17 protein-coding genes are annotated in these 19063 nt (G+C 69.9%); 9 read left to right on the top strand and 8 right to left on the bottom strand.

The genetic code is table 11. From position 1 onward, the window contains the following. The first annotated feature begins 41 nt into the window (after positions 1-41). Positions 42-1214 carry an ABC transporter permease gene (locus DK368_RS20085; protein ID WP_114395767.1) on the top strand — a complete coding sequence of 391 codons (1173 nt, stop codon included), beginning with the start codon at positions 42-44 and terminating at the stop codon, positions 1212-1214. Between the two features lie 21 nt (positions 1215-1235). On the opposite strand, the gene trmB is transcribed toward DK368_RS20085, so the two are convergent. The 7 genes from trmB to motA all read right to left on the bottom strand — a co-directional run bounded on the left by trmB (position 1236) and on the right by motA (position 9608). Beyond that, a complete protein-coding gene (gene trmB, locus DK368_RS20090) occupies positions 1236-1940 on the bottom strand; it encodes a tRNA (guanine(46)-N(7))-methyltransferase TrmB (RefSeq protein ID WP_162306119.1) in 705 nt (234 codons plus the stop codon). A 107-nt stretch (positions 1941-2047) separates the two neighbouring features. Further along, on the bottom strand, positions 2048-4177 hold the full coding sequence (locus tag DK368_RS20095; RefSeq protein WP_162306120.1) for a TonB-dependent receptor plug domain-containing protein: 2130 nt from the start codon (positions 4175-4177) through the stop codon (positions 2048-2050). A gap of 220 nt (positions 4178-4397) precedes the next feature. Continuing rightward, positions 4398-4967, bottom strand: a complete 570-nt coding sequence (locus DK368_RS20100; RefSeq protein ID WP_114395769.1) for a DJ-1/PfpI family protein — start codon at positions 4965-4967, stop codon at positions 4398-4400. Positions 4968-5334: 367 nt separating this feature from the next. After that, positions 5335-5841 carry a GNAT family N-acetyltransferase gene (locus DK368_RS20105; protein WP_205028323.1) on the bottom strand — a complete coding sequence of 169 codons (507 nt, stop codon included), beginning with the start codon at positions 5839-5841 and terminating at the stop codon, positions 5335-5337. A 157-nt stretch (positions 5842-5998) separates the two neighbouring features. Further along, the gene (locus DK368_RS20110) at positions 5999-7654 is read right to left on the bottom strand and encodes a long-chain-fatty-acid--CoA ligase (RefSeq protein ID WP_114395770.1); all 1656 of its coding nucleotides are present in this window, start codon (positions 7652-7654) and stop codon (positions 5999-6001) included. A 222-nt stretch (positions 7655-7876) separates the two neighbouring features. Continuing rightward, entirely contained in the window at positions 7877-8575 is a 699-nt protein-coding gene (locus tag DK368_RS20115) for an orotate phosphoribosyltransferase (protein WP_114395771.1), read from the bottom strand. A 172-nt stretch (positions 8576-8747) separates the two neighbouring features. Further along, complete coding sequence (gene motA / locus DK368_RS20120; RefSeq protein ID WP_114395772.1) at positions 8748-9608, bottom strand: flagellar motor stator protein MotA; 861 nt, start codon at positions 9606-9608, stop codon at positions 8748-8750. A gap of 186 nt (positions 9609-9794) precedes the next feature. On the opposite strand from motA, the gene DK368_RS20125 reads away from it, so the two are divergent. Continuing rightward, complete coding sequence (locus DK368_RS20125) at positions 9795-10169, top strand: DUF6152 family protein (RefSeq protein ID WP_193552326.1); 375 nt, start codon at positions 9795-9797, stop codon at positions 10167-10169. 8 nt (positions 10170-10177) lie between these two features. Next, positions 10178-10651, top strand: a complete 474-nt coding sequence (locus DK368_RS20130) for a DUF6644 family protein (protein WP_114395773.1) — start codon at positions 10178-10180, stop codon at positions 10649-10651. A 39-nt stretch (positions 10652-10690) separates the two neighbouring features. Here the strand turns inward: DK368_RS20130 and DK368_RS20135 are convergent, their stop codons facing one another. After that, on the bottom strand, positions 10691-11287 hold the full coding sequence (locus DK368_RS20135; protein WP_114395774.1) for a hypothetical protein: 597 nt from the start codon (positions 11285-11287) through the stop codon (positions 10691-10693). A 248-nt stretch (positions 11288-11535) separates the two neighbouring features. Here DK368_RS20135 and murI point away from each other — a divergent pair, with 248 nt between their 5' ends. The 6 genes from murI (at position 11536) to gyrB (ending at position 19007) form a co-directional block, all read left to right on the top strand. After that, positions 11536-12405: a glutamate racemase gene (gene murI / locus DK368_RS20140; RefSeq protein WP_114395775.1), complete on the top strand. Its 870-nt coding sequence runs from the start codon at positions 11536-11538 to the stop codon at positions 12403-12405. A gap of 142 nt (positions 12406-12547) precedes the next feature. Next, complete coding sequence (locus DK368_RS20145; protein WP_162306121.1) at positions 12548-13690, top strand: winged helix DNA-binding domain-containing protein; 1143 nt, start codon at positions 12548-12550, stop codon at positions 13688-13690. A 199-nt stretch (positions 13691-13889) separates the two neighbouring features. Then, positions 13890-15014, top strand: coding sequence for a DNA polymerase III subunit beta (dnaN, locus tag DK368_RS20150; RefSeq protein WP_114395777.1), 1125 nt, complete (start codon positions 13890-13892; stop codon positions 15012-15014). A gap of 11 nt (positions 15015-15025) precedes the next feature. Continuing rightward, entirely contained in the window at positions 15026-15220 is a 195-nt protein-coding gene (locus DK368_RS20155) for a hypothetical protein (RefSeq protein ID WP_155524655.1), read from the top strand. A 26-nt stretch (positions 15221-15246) separates the two neighbouring features. Further along, on the top strand, positions 15247-16404 hold the full coding sequence (gene recF / locus DK368_RS20160; protein ID WP_114395779.1) for a DNA replication/repair protein RecF: 1158 nt from the start codon (positions 15247-15249) through the stop codon (positions 16402-16404). A gap of 56 nt (positions 16405-16460) precedes the next feature. Further along, positions 16461-19007, top strand: coding sequence for a DNA topoisomerase (ATP-hydrolyzing) subunit B (gyrB, locus tag DK368_RS20165; RefSeq protein WP_114395780.1), 2547 nt, complete (start codon positions 16461-16463; stop codon positions 19005-19007). The last annotated feature ends 56 nt before the right edge of the window (positions 19008-19063 follow it).

Consider the following 19063-nt stretch of genomic DNA (forward strand, 5'->3'; position numbering starts at 1 on the left):
CGGCCATCCCAATTCCATCCGCCCGTATCCGGGGGTCCGCCATGCGCCAGCAGTTCCTGACCGTCTTCTCCACCGAATTCCGCGACCATGGACGTGACCGCCGGTCGCTGTTGGCGGCCTTCGCCTATGCCTTCTTCGGCCCCGTGCTGGTGACCGTGCTGCTGACGGTGCTGGCCGGGCAGATCAAGGACACCACCCCGCCCCGTCTGGCCGTGATCGGGGCCGAGCATGCGCCCACCCTGGTGAGCCAGCTGGAGCGCCGCGGCGTCAGCATCGAGCGGCGTCCGGCGGCGGACCAGCCCGTTGCCCTGCCCACCCTGGGGGATGCCGATGCGGTGCTGGTGATCCCCGCCCTCTATGCCGAGCGCTACCGCCGTGGCGCGCCGGCCGAGGTGACGCTCTATCGCGACGAGCTTCGCCGCAGCTCCGCCGATGGCGCCCGGACCGTGGCCCGGCACCTCGCGGCCATCGGCGGGGAGATGGCGCAGTCCCGGCTGATCGCCCGCGGCGTGGCCCCGCCGCTGGTGATGCCGATCCAGGTGCAGGAGGCCAATCTGGCCGGCGCAGGCCGGGGCACGCTGGAGATCGGGCGCATGCTGCTCTATTTCTTCCTGCTGGCCCCGTTCTTCGCCGGCATGTCCATGGCCATCGACACCACCGCCGGCGAGCGCGAGCGCAAATCGTTGCAGCCGCTGCTGGCCCAGCCGGTCGATCCCTGGGTGCTGATCCTGGGCAAATGGGCCAATACCGCCCTGTTCTCGGTGCTGGGTCTGGCGCTGACGGTGGTGTTGGGCCTGGGTCTGCTGCGCTTCGCCCCGCTGGAACAGCTGGGCATCTCCCTGCCGCTGGATGTCTGGACCCAGCTGCGGGTGATCCTGGCGCTGGTGCCGCTGGCCATGGCCGTGTCGGCGGTGCAGATCGCGGTGGCGCTGACGGCCAAGAGCTTCAAGGAGGCGCAGACCTATCTGACGCTGCTGTCCTTCCTGCCGGTCATCCTCAGCTTTTCCGGTACTCTCGGGTCCAAGGACCCCACGGGGCCGGTGCTGCTGGCCCCGGTGGTCGGCCATCTGGAACTGCTGAAGGATCTGGTCGGCAGCGGCACCCTCGATCCGGGGCATCTGGCCGGGCTGACGGCCGGATGCCTTCTGCTGGCGGCCGCCGCCCTCTGGCAGGCCACGCGGCAGCTGACCGGCGAGCGCATCCTCGGCGGCTGACCTTTGGATCCGGGTGTGCGCTCAGTCCCGCGGTCGGCGGCGGAAGCGCAGGAACACCGGCCTGCGCCCGACCTGCAGCGCCTTCTGCTCGTACCGGGTCTGGGGCCAGTCGGCGGGGCGGGTCCGCCAGTCGGACGGGCCGCGGGCCAGCCACTCGAAGGCCGGGTGGCGCCAGGTGTGCTCCAGCATCCAGCGCGACAGCTGCACATCGTCGGTGGCCAGACGCAGCTCCGCCCCATCCTTCAGCACCCGCGCCAGACGCGGCAGGTTGTCGGGACCGATGAAGCGGCGGAAGGCGTGGCGGGTCTTGGGCCAGGGATCGGGGAACAGCACGAAGGCCCGGTCGACCGAGGCATCCGGCAGCGCATCCAGCACCGGGCGGGCATCGTCGGGCACGATGCGCACATTCTGCTGTCCGCCTTCATCGAGATGCTTCAGCAGGCTGGACACGCCGTTGATGAAGGGCTCGCAGCCGATGAAGCCGATCCCGGGATGGGCTTCGGCCTGGGCGGCCAGATGCTCGCCCCCGCCGAACCCCACCTCGAACCACAACCCCTGCATGGGCACGGGGAACAGCGCGGCCGGGTCCAGGCGCGTGCCGGCCGGTGCCTCCAGTTGCAGGCGCGGCAGCAGCGTGTCCAGCAGCGCCATGCGCTGCTTGCGCAGGGGACGGCCATGCCGGCGGCCATAGAGCAGAAGCCGGCGCTGTTCGGTATCCTCGGTCATCGACTGTCGTACAGGGGTGATGGAAACGGCGGCGGAGAGTAGCGGTCCCCCGCCGCGGGGGCAAGCCGGCCCGTCCCCCTGCTGCGCCGGACCGGCCTTCGGCAGGGTCACCAGCGCATCCGGGCGCCGATCTGCCATTGGCGTCCGGGGCCGATATTGACCAGCCCGTCGCTGCGGCGGCCGGTCTCGATGTGGCGTCCGCTCAGGTTCTCCACCGTGCCGAACAGGTGCAGCGCCTGCGTCAGGTCCCAGCCGGCATAGAGGTCGGCCACCACATAGGGCGCCAGCGTCCCGGTATTGTCGCTGTCCTCATAGGATCTGGAGGCGGCGCGGACCTGCAGGCGCAGCACCGCCGGCTCCAGCGGATACCAGGTCAGGTCGGCCGTGCCCTGGTGGCGCGGACTCTGGCCGGGACGGTTGCCCTCCAGCGCCGGGTTGACCGACGCCTTGTCGATCTCGCCGTCGCTGAACAGGTAGGACAGGCCCAGGCTCACGCGTTCGCCGGGATCAAGGCGCAGTTCGGCCTCGATCCCGTCCACCACCACCCTGTCCAACCCCAGCCGCTGGGCCAGGCTGCCGCCCGCCGGCACGGTGACGCCGGTGGCTGGGTTCAGCCCCGGCGTGGTCTGCAGGGTGACATTGTCCACGGCATTCTCCAGCACCGCCCGGAACAGGGCGGCGGAGAGGCGCACGCCCGGCGCCGGCGTCAGCCGCAGCCCGATCTCGCCCCCGGTCAGGCGCTCCGGCCCCAGATCGGGATTGGCCTCGGTGATGTCATTGCCGACCCGGAACGGTCGGTACAGCTCGTTCAGCGTCGGCAGACGGAACCCGGTATAGGCCGCACCGCGCAGGGTCAGGCTGGGGCTGGCCTGCCAGTCCAGCCCCAGCCGCCCGTTCAGCACCGTGCCGTCACGGTCGGCGAAGCGGGTGTCGCGGGTCACGGCGCCGGTGTCCCGGTTGACCTCCACCCGCTTGCCGTCCCGGTTGCGCCAATGATCCAGCCGGCCCCCGGCCGTCAGCAGCAGGTCCGGTCGGGCCGTCCAGGCATGTTCGACGAACAGGCCGGCCACGGTCTGGTTGCCGCCGGCCGTGCGGTCGCGGCGGAAGGCGCCGGACTGGAACTGGAAGAACTCCCGGGTTTCCCCCTCGGTCCAGCGCAGATCGGTGCCGATGTCGGTCTGGTGGCCGGCGGCGGGGGAAAAGCCCAGCTGCACCACGCCGCCATAGGCGGTGGAGGGCACGTCGTGCTGATCCAGCGACGGGGTTTCCGCCGTGCGGGCCGCCGTGACGCTGGAAAAGGTGCTCTCGAAGCGCCAGTCGCGGGCGTAGAGCACGGCCTCCCAGTCGATGGTTCCTTCGCCGACCAGGCGCAGGCTGCCGTCCAGCGCCTCGGTGGCGTTTTCGGTATAGGGGGTGCCGTTGCCGCGATGCTCGCGAAATCCGGAGATCCGGGCCGTGGCCCGGACGCTGCCCAGGGTGGCGCCGGCCACGGCATCGGCCCAGTAGCTGTCGGCGTCGGCGTCCCTGTCGATGGGGCCGCGGCGGTCCCGGCGCACCAGCGGCGTGCCGCCGGTGCTGAAGGCGCTGGCGCTAAGGCCCAGATCCAGCGGGCCGGCCTTGCCGCCGGCACGGCCGATGATCTGATAGCTGTCGTCGGACCCGGCCGAAACCTCACCGGAGATGCCCGTGGGCAGGCGCGTCTCGATCCGCACCGTGCCGGCCAGGGCGGCATTGCCCCAGGGACCGGCTCCGCCGCCGCGGGTAATGACCACCCGTTCCGCCGCTCCGGTGGGCAGGCGGCTCCAATAGACCCAGCCGCCGAAGGGATCGTTGACCGGCACCCCGTCCACCAGCACCAGGGTGCGGCCGGCCCCGTTGGGTCCCAGCCCGCGCAGAGACACGCCCTGGGCCGTGGGATTGGCCGTGCGCGAGCCGCTGCGCCGGAACAGGCCGAAGCCCGGCACGCTGCGCAGCGCCTCGTCCAGCCGGCGCTGGGGGGCCGTGTCCAGCTGGGCCGGCCCCAGCACGGTGGGGCCGAACGGGCGCTCATAGTCCGGCACGCCGCCGCGGCGGCCGGTCACCACCACCTCCTTCAGAACCGTCGCGTCCGGGTCCGGGGTGGTCTGGGCGGCCGCGGGATCTACGGCCAGCAACAGGCCGGCGGCAAAGGCGCCATGGCGGCCTTGCCGCGACCGGCGATGACGGGAAGACGGGGGGACGGGACGGCGGTCAGACATCGGCCTCGGTCGCTGGCTACGGACGGGTCGGCATCCCATCATGCCCGCCGGTCCGCGGCGATGTCTCTTGTCCCTTAGACCAAAGGGGGTGCTCCAGGCCCGTGCCGCGGAGGGGACCGGGCATGAAAAAGGGGCGCGGATCACTCCGCGCCCCATATCAGCCTGCCACGTGCGGGTTCCGCCGGGCCGGACCCGGAGAATCCGCCGCCGGACCGCCCGATCAGGCGGCCTGCTTGCGCTGCTCCACCGCCTGCACGAAGACCTTGGTCATGGTCTCGATGAAGTCGGCCAGGGTCTCCTGGCTCTGGGCGGTCAGCAGCACGCGGTCGACGACCATGGTCTCGTCGGACCACTTGGCGCCGGCGGCGGTCAGCGCCTCCTTCACGGTCTCCGGACCGGTGACGGTGCGGCCCTTGGCGCGGTCGGCCACGGCCAGCAGCTCGACACCCTTGCCGATGGCGGCCACACCCTTGCCGGCATCCATGAAGCTGCCGAGGATGCGGCGGGTGTGCGGATTGTTGGCCAGCTTGGCCACCGAACGGTCACCGCCCGGCAGCAGCAGCAGGTCGAAGTCGGCGGCAAGCACGTCACCCACATGCTTGTCGGTCGGGAAGTAATGGCCCCAGGCGGCACCGTGCCAGCCATTCACCAGGCCCTGTTCCGGCGAGATGATCTTCGGCTGGGCGCCGAGCTTCAGCAGGGCGCGCTGCGGCTCGGTCATCTCCAGCTCCTCAAACCCGTTGGCGACGAGGATGGCGACGGTCTTTCCGGCAAGCGGCTGATCGGTCAAGGTCTGTCTCCTGTTTCATTATCCAGTGGGGCCGGTGGGACCCGGTGACGCCCCTTGCGGCGGCACGTCCCGGTGATCCGGGGTCCGAACGCCTGGAGCGGTCGATTGTTCGCGGGCCCTGTCCCGGCACAGCGGTCAGGGTGCAGGCCGCCACCTCCGGGCGACTGCGGATGAGGCGCCCCCGGCGGACGGCGCGGCCTGGGGGCGGGTCATGGTCTGTTCTGCATCGGGCGGGTAATTGGCCCCGAATGTGCCGCAGGTCAATCCTCAATTCGGGTAGACCTGCCATCGCCGGATGGCCGAGGCACGCCGAAACGGCGCGTGGACGCAGTCCACAGGGCGGTTTCAGGCCTGATGTAGCCGATGTTCAGGCCGCCCATTCCAGCCGGGTCATCGGGCCCGTGTCCTCCACCACCCGGAAGCCCTGCCGGCTGGCCAGATGACGGGCCGGGCTGTCATAGAACATCTCCAGCACGACGCGGCGGCGGCTGGATGTGGCCGCGGTGCAGAGCGCGTTCAGGATGGCGCGGCCGATGCCGCGGCCGCGATGGTCCGGGTGGACGATGAAATCGCGGACATGGATGCAGCTGCGCTCGGACCAGTCGGCCTGGACCAGTCCGACCAGGATCTCCCCCTGGGGTTTGCTCTGCAGCAAGAGGACATCAACCGCCGGACGCGCATCCGCCGCACGGAATTCGGCGCGGATGGCCGCCATCATCGAGCGCACGGCAGCCGGGGCATGGGCCAGCTGTGATTCCGCGTCCAGCGCGACGAGGCGGCGGAGGGCCGGGCGATCGGCCTGCCGGGCAATGCGCGCATACAGCCCGGTACGGGATGACAGGTCAGACAGGAAGTGCTGCTGGCTGACGAGCATGGAGGGCTGATCCGGGCGCCAATGGAGGGGGGGAGGAGCATCATGAATACTCCTTTCGTGCAGATTCTCCATGTGAACCAATTCACGCCCGATGTCGTGGCCCGTCCATACCCCCCCTCAAACCCCGTTGAGACCCAAGGGTCAGTGCCGGCAGCCGCTACTCGGCGGCCTGCACCGCTGTGGGCAGCACATGGTTGGCGAAGCGCCGGCGCAGCTCCGTCTTCAGCAGCTTGCCCGTGGCCGTGTGCGGCAGGTCATCGACAAAGACGATATCGTCGGGGAGCCACCATTTGGCGATGCGGGCTTCCAGGAACGCCATCAACTCGTCCTTCTCCAGGGATTCCCCGGGACGCCGGACGATGACCAGCAGCGGCCGCTCCTGCCATTTCGGATGCGGAACGCCGATGACGGCGGCCTCCTGAACGGCATCATGACCCATGGCGGCGTTTTCCAGATCGATGGAGCTGATCCACTCACCGCCCGACTTGATGACGTCCTTGGCCCGGTCGACGATCTGCATGGCGCCCGTCGTATCGATGGTGGCCACGTCGCCGGTGCGGAACCAGCCATCGTCGGTGAAGGCGCCATCATTGGCGGCCTCGTCATTGTAATAGCCCTTGGTGATCCAGGGGCCGCGCACCACCAGCTCGCCGCGGGCTTCCCCGTCATGGGGCTGGGGGGTGCCGTCCGCACCGATGATTTCCATCTCAACCCCGAACAGGGAGCGGCCGGCCTTCAGCTTGCGCTCATGCTGCTCGGCCAGCGGCAGGGTCAGTTCCTGCGGCGACAGGGCGCCGACGGTGCCGATGGGGCTCATCTCGGTCATGCCCCAGCCCTGGAAGCACTCGACCCCGTGGACGCTCTCGAACTCCTCCAGCATGGCCTTGGGCAGGGCGGAGCCGCCGACCGTGACCCGCTTCAGGCTGCTGAAGCGGGCGCCGCTCTGGCGCAGATGCGCCAGCAGGTTCAGCCACACTGTCGGCACGCCGGAGGAGACGGTGACCTGTTCCTGCTCCATCAACTCATAGACGCTGCGGCCGTCCAGCTTGGGGCCGGGCAGCACCAGCTTAGTGCCGATGATGGGGGCGGCATAGGGATAGCCCCAGGCGTTGACATGGAACAGCGGCACCACCACCAGCGCCACGTCGGCCGCGCTGATGTTGATGCCGGGCGCCGTCAGGAAACCATAGGCATGCAGCACCGAGGAGCGGTGGCTGTAGAGCACGCCCTTGGGATTGCCGGTGGTGCCCGAGGTGTAGCAGAGGCCGCAGGCCGTGTTCTCGTCGAACTCCGGCCAGTCGAAGGCAGGCGGGGTGGCGGCCAGCAGCGTCTCGTAGCAGAGCAGGGTCGGCAGGCTGCTCTCCTGCGGCATCAGCTCCGGTGTGGTCAGCAGCACCACGCCCTCGACGCCCTTCAGCTGCGGCCACAGCTTCTCCACCAGCGGCAGGAACATCGGGTCGACGAACAGCCAGCGGTCCTGGGCGTGGTTGATGATGTAGACGATCTGTTCCGGGAACAGGCGTGGATTGATGGTGTGGCAGACGGCACCGATGCCCGGCACGGCATAGTACAGCTCGAAATGCCGATGGTCGTTCCAGGCCAGGGTGCCGACGCGGTCGCCCCCTTTGACCCCCAGCTCCAGCAGCACATGGGCCAATTGCTGGGTCCGGCCCCAGGCCTGGCGGTAGGTGTAGCTGTGCGGCGCCTCCTTGGCGAAGCGCGAGGCAACGGTGGCGCCTCCATGGTTCTGCGCGCCGTGGCGCAGCAGGGCCGTGGTCAGCAGCGGGCGGTCCATCATCAGGCCACGCAACATCCGGGTTTCCTCCTGTTGTGATTCTGTCTGGCCGCTTCTGTTTTCGGCCTTTGTGCAGAATAATCTGACCGCATCGGCGGCCAAAATCCACCGCCGTGTCAGCGGAGGATCGCAGGAGGAGATGGGGAGCTTGCTCCATCGGCGCCAGGGGCCGTGACCGTCGTTCGCTATGGCCACGGCCCGCTTGGCGCCACCAGGATGGGGCCTATCGAGGGCTGTCGTTCAGGCCGGCACGCGACCGGGCATGGGCTCCCGGTGCCAGCTGGACGGATCGTGCAGGAAGGCGCGGATGCTGCCCAGGGCTTCCGGCGGCAGCCGCGGGTTGGCAGCCACCACCTCGAGAATGTCCCACCAGCTTGCCAGCGCGTGGGTGCGCACGCCCAGTGGGGCCAGATGTTCGTGGATGGCGTCATAGACACCGTATTGGAACACCACGAACAGGTCGGTGACCACGGCGCCGGCGGCGTTCAGCGTGTTCACCAGGGCGGCCTTGCGCTGGCCGTCCGTCGCCAGCTGCTCCACCAGCAGTACGCGCCAGCCCGGTTCCAGCCGGCCTTCCACATCGTGCTTGTGCGGGTCGCAGGACGGGCAGCGCCGCACGAACAGCAGCGGCAGACACAGCCGGTCGGCCAGCAATGTGGCGATGGCCACGCCCGGCCCCTCGGTCGGACAGGCGATGGCGTCCAGGCTCCTGGGTTGGATTTCCGTTTCGATCTCATCCAGGGCGAGGCGCAGCAGGCGCTGGCGGCGGTCGGGAAAGCCCAGCAGGCCGCGGATATCCACATGCAGCGGGCTTTCCAGCCCGCTGGCGGCGGCGAAGGGCATGGTGGTGTCGAAACGCACGCAGCCGCTGTCCAGCAGCATCTCGGCCGTGGCAAGGGCATTGCGACGGTTCTCGAGGTCGGCATAGCTCGGGATCATGGTGCATCCTCCCCCTTATTCGTATCGATTCGCTATAGTCTAACAGCGGATCGCGGCGGCAGGACTGCGATAAATCACGTTTGCAGCGTGCGGGCCTGTACCACACGCAGAGCTGGCAGGAGACGGCAGGCACGGCAGCGGAGGAGCGGCCGCTCGGGGCCGCTCGGGACCCTCAGCTGATCTGGGACAGGGCTTCTTCCAGTTCGGCAAAGTCGGGCATGTAGTCCGACGGCACCTTCTTGCGGGCGGATTCGATGGAGACCTGGGGCGCGTAGCCCGCCAGATGCGCCGTCACGGCGGCACGGACGACATTGTAGAACTGCATCTCCTCCTCGACGATGGCTTTCAGCCGCGAGGCGATGGGCGCGGCGATGCAATAGCTGAGAAAGATACCCATGAAGGTGCCCACCAGGGCGCCGCCGATCAGCTTGCCCAGCACCTCCGGCGGTTCGGTGATGCTGGCCATGGTCTTGATCACGCCCAGCACGGCGGCGACGATACCCAGGGCGGGCATGGCGTCCGCCATGGTCTGGATGGCGTGGGAGCTGTGCATGGCCTCGTGCTTGATCTTGTCCAGCTCCTGTTCCATCAGCGACTCCATCTCGTGCGGGTTGTCGACACCGATGGAGAACATGCGCAGATAATCGGCGATGAACTTGATGGTAAAAGAATCCTTCATTACCGTGGGATAGGCGTTGAAGATGTTGCTCTCCATCGGCTTTTCGATGTGCTGCTCGATGGCGAGAACGCCCTTTGTCTTCATCGTCTTCAGGATCTGGTACAGGAGCGCCAGCAGCTCCATGTATTCTTTTTTATGGAACCGGGATCCGCCGAAGATTTTCTTCACATCGCCCAGCGACTGCTTAATGACATGGGTCGAGTTGGCGATGAGGAAGGAGGCCACGGCGGAACCGCCGATGATCATGACCTCCTTCGGCAGGGCCTCGACGATGATGCCGATCTTGCCGCCGAAGATGACGTAGCCGCCGAACACGCAGAAAAACACGCCGAACAGGCCAATGGCGGCAAACATGGCTACCCCGGATGCTGGTTCCACCCCACGCTTTAGGACAATAAGGTAAACGAAGGGTGTGCCCGGCGCAGCCCATTTTCCATGCAGCCGCGACCTGACCTTAAGGATTGCCCCGTCTGACAGGCCTGACGGGCCGCGGGCGCGACCCCATGTCCCGGGTCCGCCCCCGTGGACAGGAGATGGCCCATGCCCCCGATCCTTCGCGCCCTTGTGCTCGGTTTCCTGGCTCCGGCGGCCGTTCTTGCCGTCTCACCGGTGTTGCCAGCCCTGGCCCATCATGGCTGGGGATCCTATGACAGCGGCACCACGGTGACCCTCGACGGAGCGGTGGAGCGCGTATCCTGGGGCAATCCGCATGTCACGATTTGGTTGCAGCACCAGGGCAAGCCGGTGGAGGTGGTGCTTGCGCCGCCGTCGCGCATGCAGGGGCGGGGCCTGCCGGAAGCGGATCTGCGCCCCGGGCTGCCTGTGTCGCTGGACGCCTATCCCAACCGGGATGATCCCGCCGAATTCCGGGCCGAACGCATCCGCGTCGGCGGCAAGACCGTCGAATTGCGGTAAGGGCCGGCATGGATGCGCTGGCGGGCTGGGCCGAAGCCTCGGCGCTGGGGGTGGCGGCGCGGTCGCTGCCCTGGCTCTATCCCGCCGCCAACGTGCTGCATCTGCTGGGCATGGCGCTGCTGCTGGGCGGGATCGCCACGCTGGATCTCAGCCTGATGCGCCATGCCGGCGCCGAGGCTGCGCAGGCCGTGGCAACGGTGGCGGTGCCGCTGGCCGCTGGGGGCCTGGTGCTGGCCCTGGCCAGCGGTCTGGTCCTGGCGGCGGCCGATGCTACGGCCCTGCTCGACAATCCCGTTTTCCTGCCGAAGCTGGTGCTGGTTGCCGCCGGGATCGTCAATGCCGTGCTGTTCCATGGCGGTCTGCACCGGAACCGGGCAGACGGACCGGGCTGGCCGACGTCACGGCACCGGGTGCAGGCTGGCCTGTCGCTGCTGCTCTGGGCTGCGGTGGTGATCCTGGGGCGCCTGATCGCCTATGTCTGACCTGCCGTTACACCTGCCGGCCGGCCGGCCCGGCCGGTGCTACTGGCCGCGGGCCTTGAACAGGCGCAGCTGCTCGTTGAAGCGGTCGGCCACCGCCTGCATCAGCACGAAGGTCAGATCCTGCTGCCGCACCAGGGCCAGATATTCCCCGGCGGTGATGCGCGCATAATTTTCCTTCACCAGCTGGTCGATGCAGGCGTTGAAGGCGGTGGACTGCTCGACGAAGGTCTTCACCTCGGCCTGGGCGGCCCGCATCTCCGCTTCCGAGGCGGCGCGGCCGTCGACGGCGCGCTCCGGCCGCTTCGGGCGCTCGCAGCCCGGCGTGGCGGCGGCGTGGGGGGCCGCCTCGGCCTGCTTGGCGACGTCGCCCAGGGTCGGCAGGGCGGGCAGGGTGGCGGGACGCGGCGTGGCGGCGGCGTGCGGGGCCGCCTCGGCCTGCTTGGCCACATCGCCCAGCGTCGGGGCCTTGGGGGCGGGCTGCGGCTTGGCCGTGGCCTTTGGCTGGTCGGCCTGCTTGGCGATGTCGCCCAGGGTCTGGGCGGCGGCGGGGCCGAGGGTCAGCGGCAGTGTCAGGATAAGCGCGCCCAGGGCGGCGCTCAGGGACAGCGGACGGACGGACGGAAACTGCAGGGACATGGCGGGCGGCGCTCTCCACCGTGGGTAGTCCGGGTACTCCGGTCGACGGGAGTTAGGCACAGCCCGGCCGCTTAGGCAAGGCCGGGGCCGGACCGGCTCACGGCCATGCGATGCGCCGGCCGCGGAGCAAGGTCACGGGGAACGCCCTTCCTTTGCCGGAATCCCGTGCTAAACCCGATCATCCGCCGGGGTCCCACGGGGGCGCGGGCGGGGCAGGCGGCAGGACGGGCATTCCACGGACAATTTCCATGATCGGCGTTTTCGATTCAGGCCATGGCGGGTTGACGGTGCTGCGGGCCTTGCACGCGGCCATGCCGGAGCGGCAGTTCCTCTATCTCGGCGACCATGCCGCGGCGCCCTATGGCAACCGCACGCCCGAGGAGGTCTACCGCCTGACGGTTGACGGGGTGGACCGGCTGTTCCGCCAGGGGGCGGAGCTGGTGGTCCTGGCCTGCAACACGGCATCGGCCCTGGCGCTGCGCCGCCTGCAGCAGACCTGGCTGGATCAGGCCTGGCCCGGCCGCCGCGTGCTGGGGGTGCTGGTGCCCATGGTCGAGGCCATCACCGGCGTGCCCTGGATGGCGGATGTCCCCGCCGGCCGGCTGGCGGGGGAGCCGCGCACCATCGCCATCTTCGCCACGCCGCTGACGGTGCGCAGCGAGGCCTTCCCGCGGGAGATCAACAAGCGCGCGCCGGAGGTGCGGGTGGTGCAGCAGGGCTGCGCCGATCTGGTGCCGCTGATCGAGGCCGATGCCCCGCGGGACGAGATCGTGGCGGCGGTGCGCCGCTATGTCGGAGCGTTGCAGCAGCAGTTGGGCGGGGCGCGTCCCCAGGCCGTCATGCTGGGCTGCACCCATTATCCGCTGGTGGCCGACCTGTTCGCCGAGGCCCTGCCGGCGGGGGTGGAGATCCTGTCCCAGCCCGACCTCACCGTGCGCAGCCTGGATGCCTATCTGCGGCGCCATCCCGAGTTCGACCGCCGGGACCATGGGCCGGTGCGCTTCTTCACGACAGGCGATGCGGCGCGGGTCACGGCCCTGGCCACCCGCTTCTACGGCAAGCCGGCCCGCTTCACCCACCTGGAACCCTCGGCCGATCCGCTGATGCTGGCGGAGTAGGGATCGCAGCAGGCGGGGGGCGCACGGGCCGTCCCTGCCACTCTTCGACTTGCCGGTATCGGCCTTGCCAGGATCGGGGCACGCGGTCATTGTTGCCATTCCGTTCCTGCCGGCGGAGGCGATCCTGTCCCCCATCCCTGCCTTGCCCGTTCCCCTGGTGCAGGCGCTGGCCTTCCGGCTGGAGCGCCAGCATCTGACGCGACCGGCGGACGGTCCGCTGACAGCGGCCGCCAGTCTTCTGGGCGCCCAGGCCCAGGTGCATTCCGCCGCCCTGCTGCAGCTGCGGGCCCGTACCGCCGCCCATGACGATCCCGATATGCGCCGGGCGCTGGCCACCGACCGGACCCTGGTCAAGCTGTGGGCCCAGCGCTCGACCCTGCATCTCACGCCCACGGCCGATCTCGGGCTGATCCTGGCGCTGCGCCGGCTCCAGGTCGGGGCCTATGGCCGCTGGTACGCGCGGGAGGGGCTGAGCCCGGAGCAGGTGGAGCAGCTGGTGGCCGCCATCGCCGCCACGCTGGCCGAGCATGGGCCGCACAGCCGCATGGATCTGTCGCGCCGGCTGGTGCCGGTGCTGGGCGAGTGGGCAAGACCCTGGCTGGAGCACAGCTGGGGCGGGGTCATCAAGCTGGCCTGCGCCCTGGGCCATGTCTGCCACAGCCCCCGCGGCCTGGCCGACGCCGCCGCGCCGGATGCGGGTGAGGCGGAACGTGAGGCGCTGTTCGTGCATCTGCCGGGCTGGGTGGCGGTGCCGCCGATGCCGGACCCGCGGGCAGCCCTGGCCGACCTGCTGCGGCGCTACCTCGCCGTCTACGGGCCAGCGGCGCCCGCCGATTTCCGCAAATTCACCGGGCTCCCCGCCGAGCCGGTGCGCCAGGCCTTCGGCGATCTGGCGCCGGAGCTGCTGGCCGTGGCGCTGGAGGGCGGGCGGCCTGCCTGGATTCTGGCGGCGGACGAGGTGGCGCTGCGGCAGGCGGCACCGGAAGAGGGACAGATCACCGTGCTGCCGCTGTTCGATCCCTGGCTGTTGGCCCATGCCGACACCGGCCAGTATCTGGAGGAGCGGTTCCGCCCGGCCGTCTACCGCACGGCCGGCTGGATCAGCGCCGTGGTGCTGCGCCAGGGCCGGGTGGTGGCGACCTGGAGCCACCGCCGCACGGCCCGCGGCTGGGCGGTGACGCTGACGCCCTTGACCCGCGTCTGGCGCAAGGAGCATCCCGCTCTCCGCCGCGCCCTGCGCCATCTGGCCGGCGGCGGCCCCGTGGAGCTGATGCCGGCCAGCTGACGGGCCGGTGCCCAGCCGTGGGCAGCCGCCCCGGCCCAGGTTTGATTGTTGCCGGACAACCAAAACTCTGTTCCAGGCCCATCCTTATGCTATGGTACGGCCCCCTCCGGTCCTGGCCGGCGGGGTTTGGAGAGGCAACGTCAGTCCACGCGGCCCCGGTTTCACGGTGGTGCGGCGGCAATAACCAACCGGACCCTAGATGAAGATCACCATCGAGCGTGCGGCCCTGCTTCGGTCCCTCGGGCATGTGCAGAGCGTCGTTGAGCGGCGCAACACCATTCCGATCCTGTCCAACGTGCAGTTGCGGGCCGAGAATGGCGAGCTGTCGCTGACCGCCACCGACATGGACCTGGAGATCGTGGAAAGCGTGCCGGCGGAGATCGCCCGCCCCGGCTCGGCCACGGCTCCGGCGCACACGCTCTACGACATCGCCCGCAAGCTGCCGGACGGCAGCCAGGTGGAGCTGGATGCCACGGGGGACCTGCTGACGCTGCGTTCCGGCCGCTCCCAGTTCAAGCTGGGCACGCTGCCGGTGCAGGATTTCCCGCAGATGGCGCAGGGCGACCTGCCGCACCGGTTCGAGCTGGGTGCCGCCGACCTGAAGATGCTGATCGACCGGACCAAGTTCGCCATCAGCACCGAAGAGACGCGCTATTACCTCAACGGCATCTACATCCATGCCGCCAAGCCCAAGGCCGGCAGCAGCGATCCTGCCGTGCTGCGCGCCGTGGCCACTGACGGCCACCGTCTGGCCCGGGTGGAGATGGCCCTGCCCAACGGGGCGGAGGGCATTCCCGGCGTCATCGTCCCGCGCAAGACCGTGCTGGAGGTGCGCAAGCTGCTGGACGAGGCGGCCGACCGCATCGAGGTCCAGCTCAGCGACACCAAGGTGCGCTTCACCTTCGACAGCATCACCCTGACCAGCAAGCTGATCGACGGCACCTTCCCCGACTATGAGCGGGTGATCCCGGCCGGCAACGACAAGGCGCTGGAGGTGGACCCGAAGCTGTTCGCCGCCGCCGTGGACCGTGTCGCCACCATCTCCACCGAGAAGAGCCGGGCCGTGAAGCTGAGCCTGGACCGCAATGTGCTGACGCTGTCCGCCAACTCGCCGGAGGCCGGCTCGGCCACGGAGGAGCTGGAGGTGGCCTATGACGCCGCCCCGCTGGAGATCGGGTTCAACAGCCGCTATCTGCTGGACATCACCGGCCAGATCGAGGGCGACGGCGCCCGCTTCATGATGGCCGACCCCGGCAGCCCCACCGTGGTGCGCGACGTGGCCGACGGTTCCGCCCTCTATGTGCTGATGCCCATGCGGGTGTGATCCGGGCGGGTGTGGTCCCGACGGCCCCCGGCCGGCCGGGATGCGATGACGGCGGGCCCCGGCCCGCCGTTCTGCGGCGGGAGGCGCTGCGCACCCTGGCCGACCATGAGAAGCGCCTGACGCGGCTGGAGACCATGGTGGAGATCGCCCGGCCCGGCGGCGCCACCTCGCGCATCGCCCCCCAGCCCGGCCGTGCGGGCGAGTGACCGGTCCCCGCGGTTCGACGATCCCCATGTCCTGTCTGCCTGTCCTTGCCGTCACCCGCCTGACCCTGAGCCGGTTCCGCTCCTATGCCGCGGCGCGGCTGGAGTGTGACCGGCGCCCCGTGGTGCTGACGGGGGAGAACGGGGCCGGCAAGACCAACCTGCTGGAGGCTGTCAGCTTCCTGGCCCCCGGCCGCGGCATGCGCCGGGCCAGACTGAGCGAGATCGAGCGGCGTGGCGGCGGCGCCGACTGGACCGGCCCCGGCTGGGCCGTGGCCGCCAGTGTGGAAACCCCGGCTGGCCCGGTGGAGATCGGCACCGGCCGCGATCCCGGCGCCGGACCCGACAGCGAGCGCCGGCTGGTGCATATCGACGGGCGTCCGGCCAAGGGCCAGATCGCGCTGGCCCGGCACGTGTCGGTGGTCTGGCTGACGCCGCAGATGGACCGGCTGTTCCTGGAAGCGGCGTCGGGCCGGCGCCGCTTCCTCGACCGGTTGGTGTTCGGCTTCGATCCCGCCCATGCCGGCCGCCTGTCCCAGTACGAGAACGCCCTGCGCGAACGGGCGCGGCTGCTGCGCGAGGGGCCGGCCGATCCGGCCTGGCTGTCGGTGCTGGAGGACCGCATGGCCACGCTGGGCGTGGCCGTGGCCGTGGCCCGGTCCGACATGGCGGCGCGGCTGGAAGCGGCGGCGGCCCAGGGCGTCGGTCCCTTCCCGGCGCCCGGCCTGGCCCTGGAGGGCGGGGTCGATGATCTCGTCGCCGGCCGTCCGGCGCTGGAGGCGGAGGAGGCCCTGCGTCAGGCCCTGCGCGACAACCGCCGCCTGGATGCCGACATGGGCGGCGCCGCCATCGGCCCTCACCGCAGCGATCTGGCCGTGACCTACCGGGCCAAGGCGATGCCGGCGGCGCTGGGCTCCACCGGCGAGCAGAAGGCGCTGCTGATCGCCATCGTCCTGGCCAATGCGCGGCTGATGAAGGCCGAGACCGGGACGGCGCCGCTGCTGCTGCTGGACGAGGTGGCGGCGCATCTGGATGCCGGCCGCCGCAGCGCCCTGTTCGCCGAGATCCTGGCCGCCGGCTCCCAGGCCTGGCTGACCGGTACCGATGCCGAGGTTTTCGCTGAACTGGGGGAGGCGGCCACCCATCTGCGGGTGGAGGATTCCCGCCTGTCCCCGGTCAAAATCTAGTATGGTCTGCCCTCTTTTCAGACGTCTTTTCCGCCCGATCTGGTAAGCTCCCCCGCATGACGACGAACACCGAGAACACCTCCGCCCAGACGTCCCCGCAGGTGGAGGAGTACGGCGCCAGCTCGATCAAGGTCCTCAAGGGCCTGGACGCCGTGCGCAAGCGCCCCGGCATGTATATCGGCGATACCGATGACGGGTCCGGCCTTCACCACATGGTCTACGAGGTGGTGGACAACGCCATCGACGAGGCGCTGGCCGGCCATGCCGACCGGGTGGAGATCACCCTGAACTCCGACGGCAGCGTCACCGTGCGCGACAATGGCCGCGGCATCCCGGTGGACCTGCACCAGGGCGAGGGCGTCAGCGCGGCCGAGGTCATCATGACCCAGCTGCATGCCGGCGGTAAGTTCGACCAGAACAGCTACAAGGTCTCCGGCGGTCTGCACGGCGTCGGCGTCTCCGTGGTCAACGCCCTGTCGGAGGTGCTGGATCTGCGCATCTGGCGCCAGGGCCGGGTGTGGGAGATGCGCTTCGTCCATGGCGATGCCGTGGCCCCGCTGAAGCCGGTGGGCGAGGCCCCCATCGTGACCGGCGGCCGCAAGGCCGGCCAGCCGCTGACGGGGACCGAGGTCACCTTCCTGCCGTCGAAGCTGACCTTCACCAAGACCGAGTTCGACTGGACCACGCTGGAACACCGCTTCCGCGAGCTGGCCTTCCTCAATTCCGGCGTGCTGATCGTCTTCACCGACGCCCGCGGCGCCCAGCCCAAGACGGTGGAGCTGCATTACGAGGGCGGGCTGGAGGCGTTCGTCCAGTATCTCGACCGGCTGAAGACGGCGCTGCACAAGCCCGCCATCTATTGCAAGGGCGAGCGGCCCAGCGATGTCGGCGTCGCCATCGGCGTCGAAGTGGCGTTGCAGTGGAACGACAGCTATCACGAGAACACGCTCTGCTTCACCAACAACATCCCCCAGCGGGATGGCGGCACCCATCTGGCCGGCTTCCGCGCCGCCCTGACCCGCACGGTGAACAAGTACGCCGAGGAAAGCGGCATCCTGAAGAAGGAGAAGATCGCGCTGTCCGGCGACGACATGCGCGAGGGCCTGACCTGCATCATCTCGGTGAAGGTTCCCGACCCGAAATTCTCCAGCCAGACCAAGGATAAGCTGGTCAGCTCCGAGGTGCGGCCGGTGGTGGAGGCCATCGCGGCCGAGGCCCTGTCCACCTGGTTCGAGGAGCATCCCCAGGATGCCCGCCGCATCGTCGGCAAGGTGGTGGAGGCCGCCGCCGCGCGGGAAGCGGCGCGCAAGGCGCGCGAACTGACCCGGCGCAAGGGGGCGCTCGACATGGCCAGCCTGCCCGGCAAGCTGGCCGACTGCCAGGAGCGCGACCCGGCCCTGTCGGAACTGTTCATCGTCGAGGGTGACTCGGCCGGCGGCTCGGCCAAGCAGGGCCGCTCGCGCCAGAACCAGGCCATCCTGCCGCTGCGCGGCAAGATCCTGAACGTGGAGCGCGCCCGCTTCGACAAGATGCTGTCCTCGGCCGAGATCGGCACGCTGATCGCGGCGCTGGGCACCGGCATCGGCCGCGAGGAGTTCGACGTCGAGAAGGCGCGCTACCACAAGGTCATCATCATGACCGACGCCGACGTGGACGGCGCGCACATCCGCACCCTGCTGCTGACCTTCTTCTACCGGCAGATGCCGGCGCTGATCGAGCGCGGCTATCTCTACATCGCCCAGCCGCCGCTCTACCGCGTGAAGCGCGGCACGGCCAAGGAGCGCTATCTGAAGGACGACCGGGCGCTGGAGGATTACCTGATCGGCCAGGGCACCGAGGACGTGACCTATACCCTGGCCGACGGCACGGTGAAGGCCGGCGACGACCTGCGCGGGCTGGTGGAGCAGGGCCGTGCGGCCCGTGCCGCCGTGCTGTCGCTGATGCGCCGCGCCGGCAGCCGCGAGGTGGTGGAACAGGCGGCGGTGCTGGGCGGGCTGTCGGCCCGGCTGGTGGACGACCATGCCGCCGCCGCCGCCATGGCCGCCGCCGTGGCCGCCCGCCTGAACGCGCAGGAGGCTGCCCGCGCCCGTGCCGCCGGCGACGTGCTGGCCGCCGGCAGCAGCGACGAGAGCATCGGCGGCTGGCGTGGCGAGGCCACGGGCAGCGGCTATGTGCTGCTGCGCACCCGCCGCGGCGTCACCCACCGGCACGAGCTGGATGCCGATCTGCTGAAAAGCCCCGAGGCCCGGCGCCTGGACGCCATGGCCGAGGCGGTGAAGGCCACCTATGCCGGGGCCGGCGTGCTGCGCCACCGGGTCAAGGAGCTGCGCAGCGTCACCGGCCCGGCCATGCTGTTCGAAGCGGTGATCGAGCAGGGCCGCCAGGGCCTGACCATCCAGCGCTACAAGGGCCTGGGCGAGATGAACCCGGAACAGCTGTGGGAGACCACGCTGGACCCGTCCAACCGCTCGCTGCTGCAGGTCAAGATCAGCCACGTGGACGATGCCGAACAGGTCTTCTCCACCCTGATGGGCGACCTGGTCGAACCCCGCCGCGACTTCATCCAGGAAAACGCCCTGAAGGTGGCCAACCTGGACGTGTGAGGGGGGAGTCGCTGGGCGCCCTATTCCCCGAGGCAGCGACGGCCATTCGGCAGCCC

This window comes from Oleisolibacter albus (assembly GCF_003336875.1).
GTDB classification, from domain to species: domain Bacteria; phylum Pseudomonadota; class Alphaproteobacteria; order Azospirillales; family Azospirillaceae; genus Niveispirillum; species Niveispirillum album.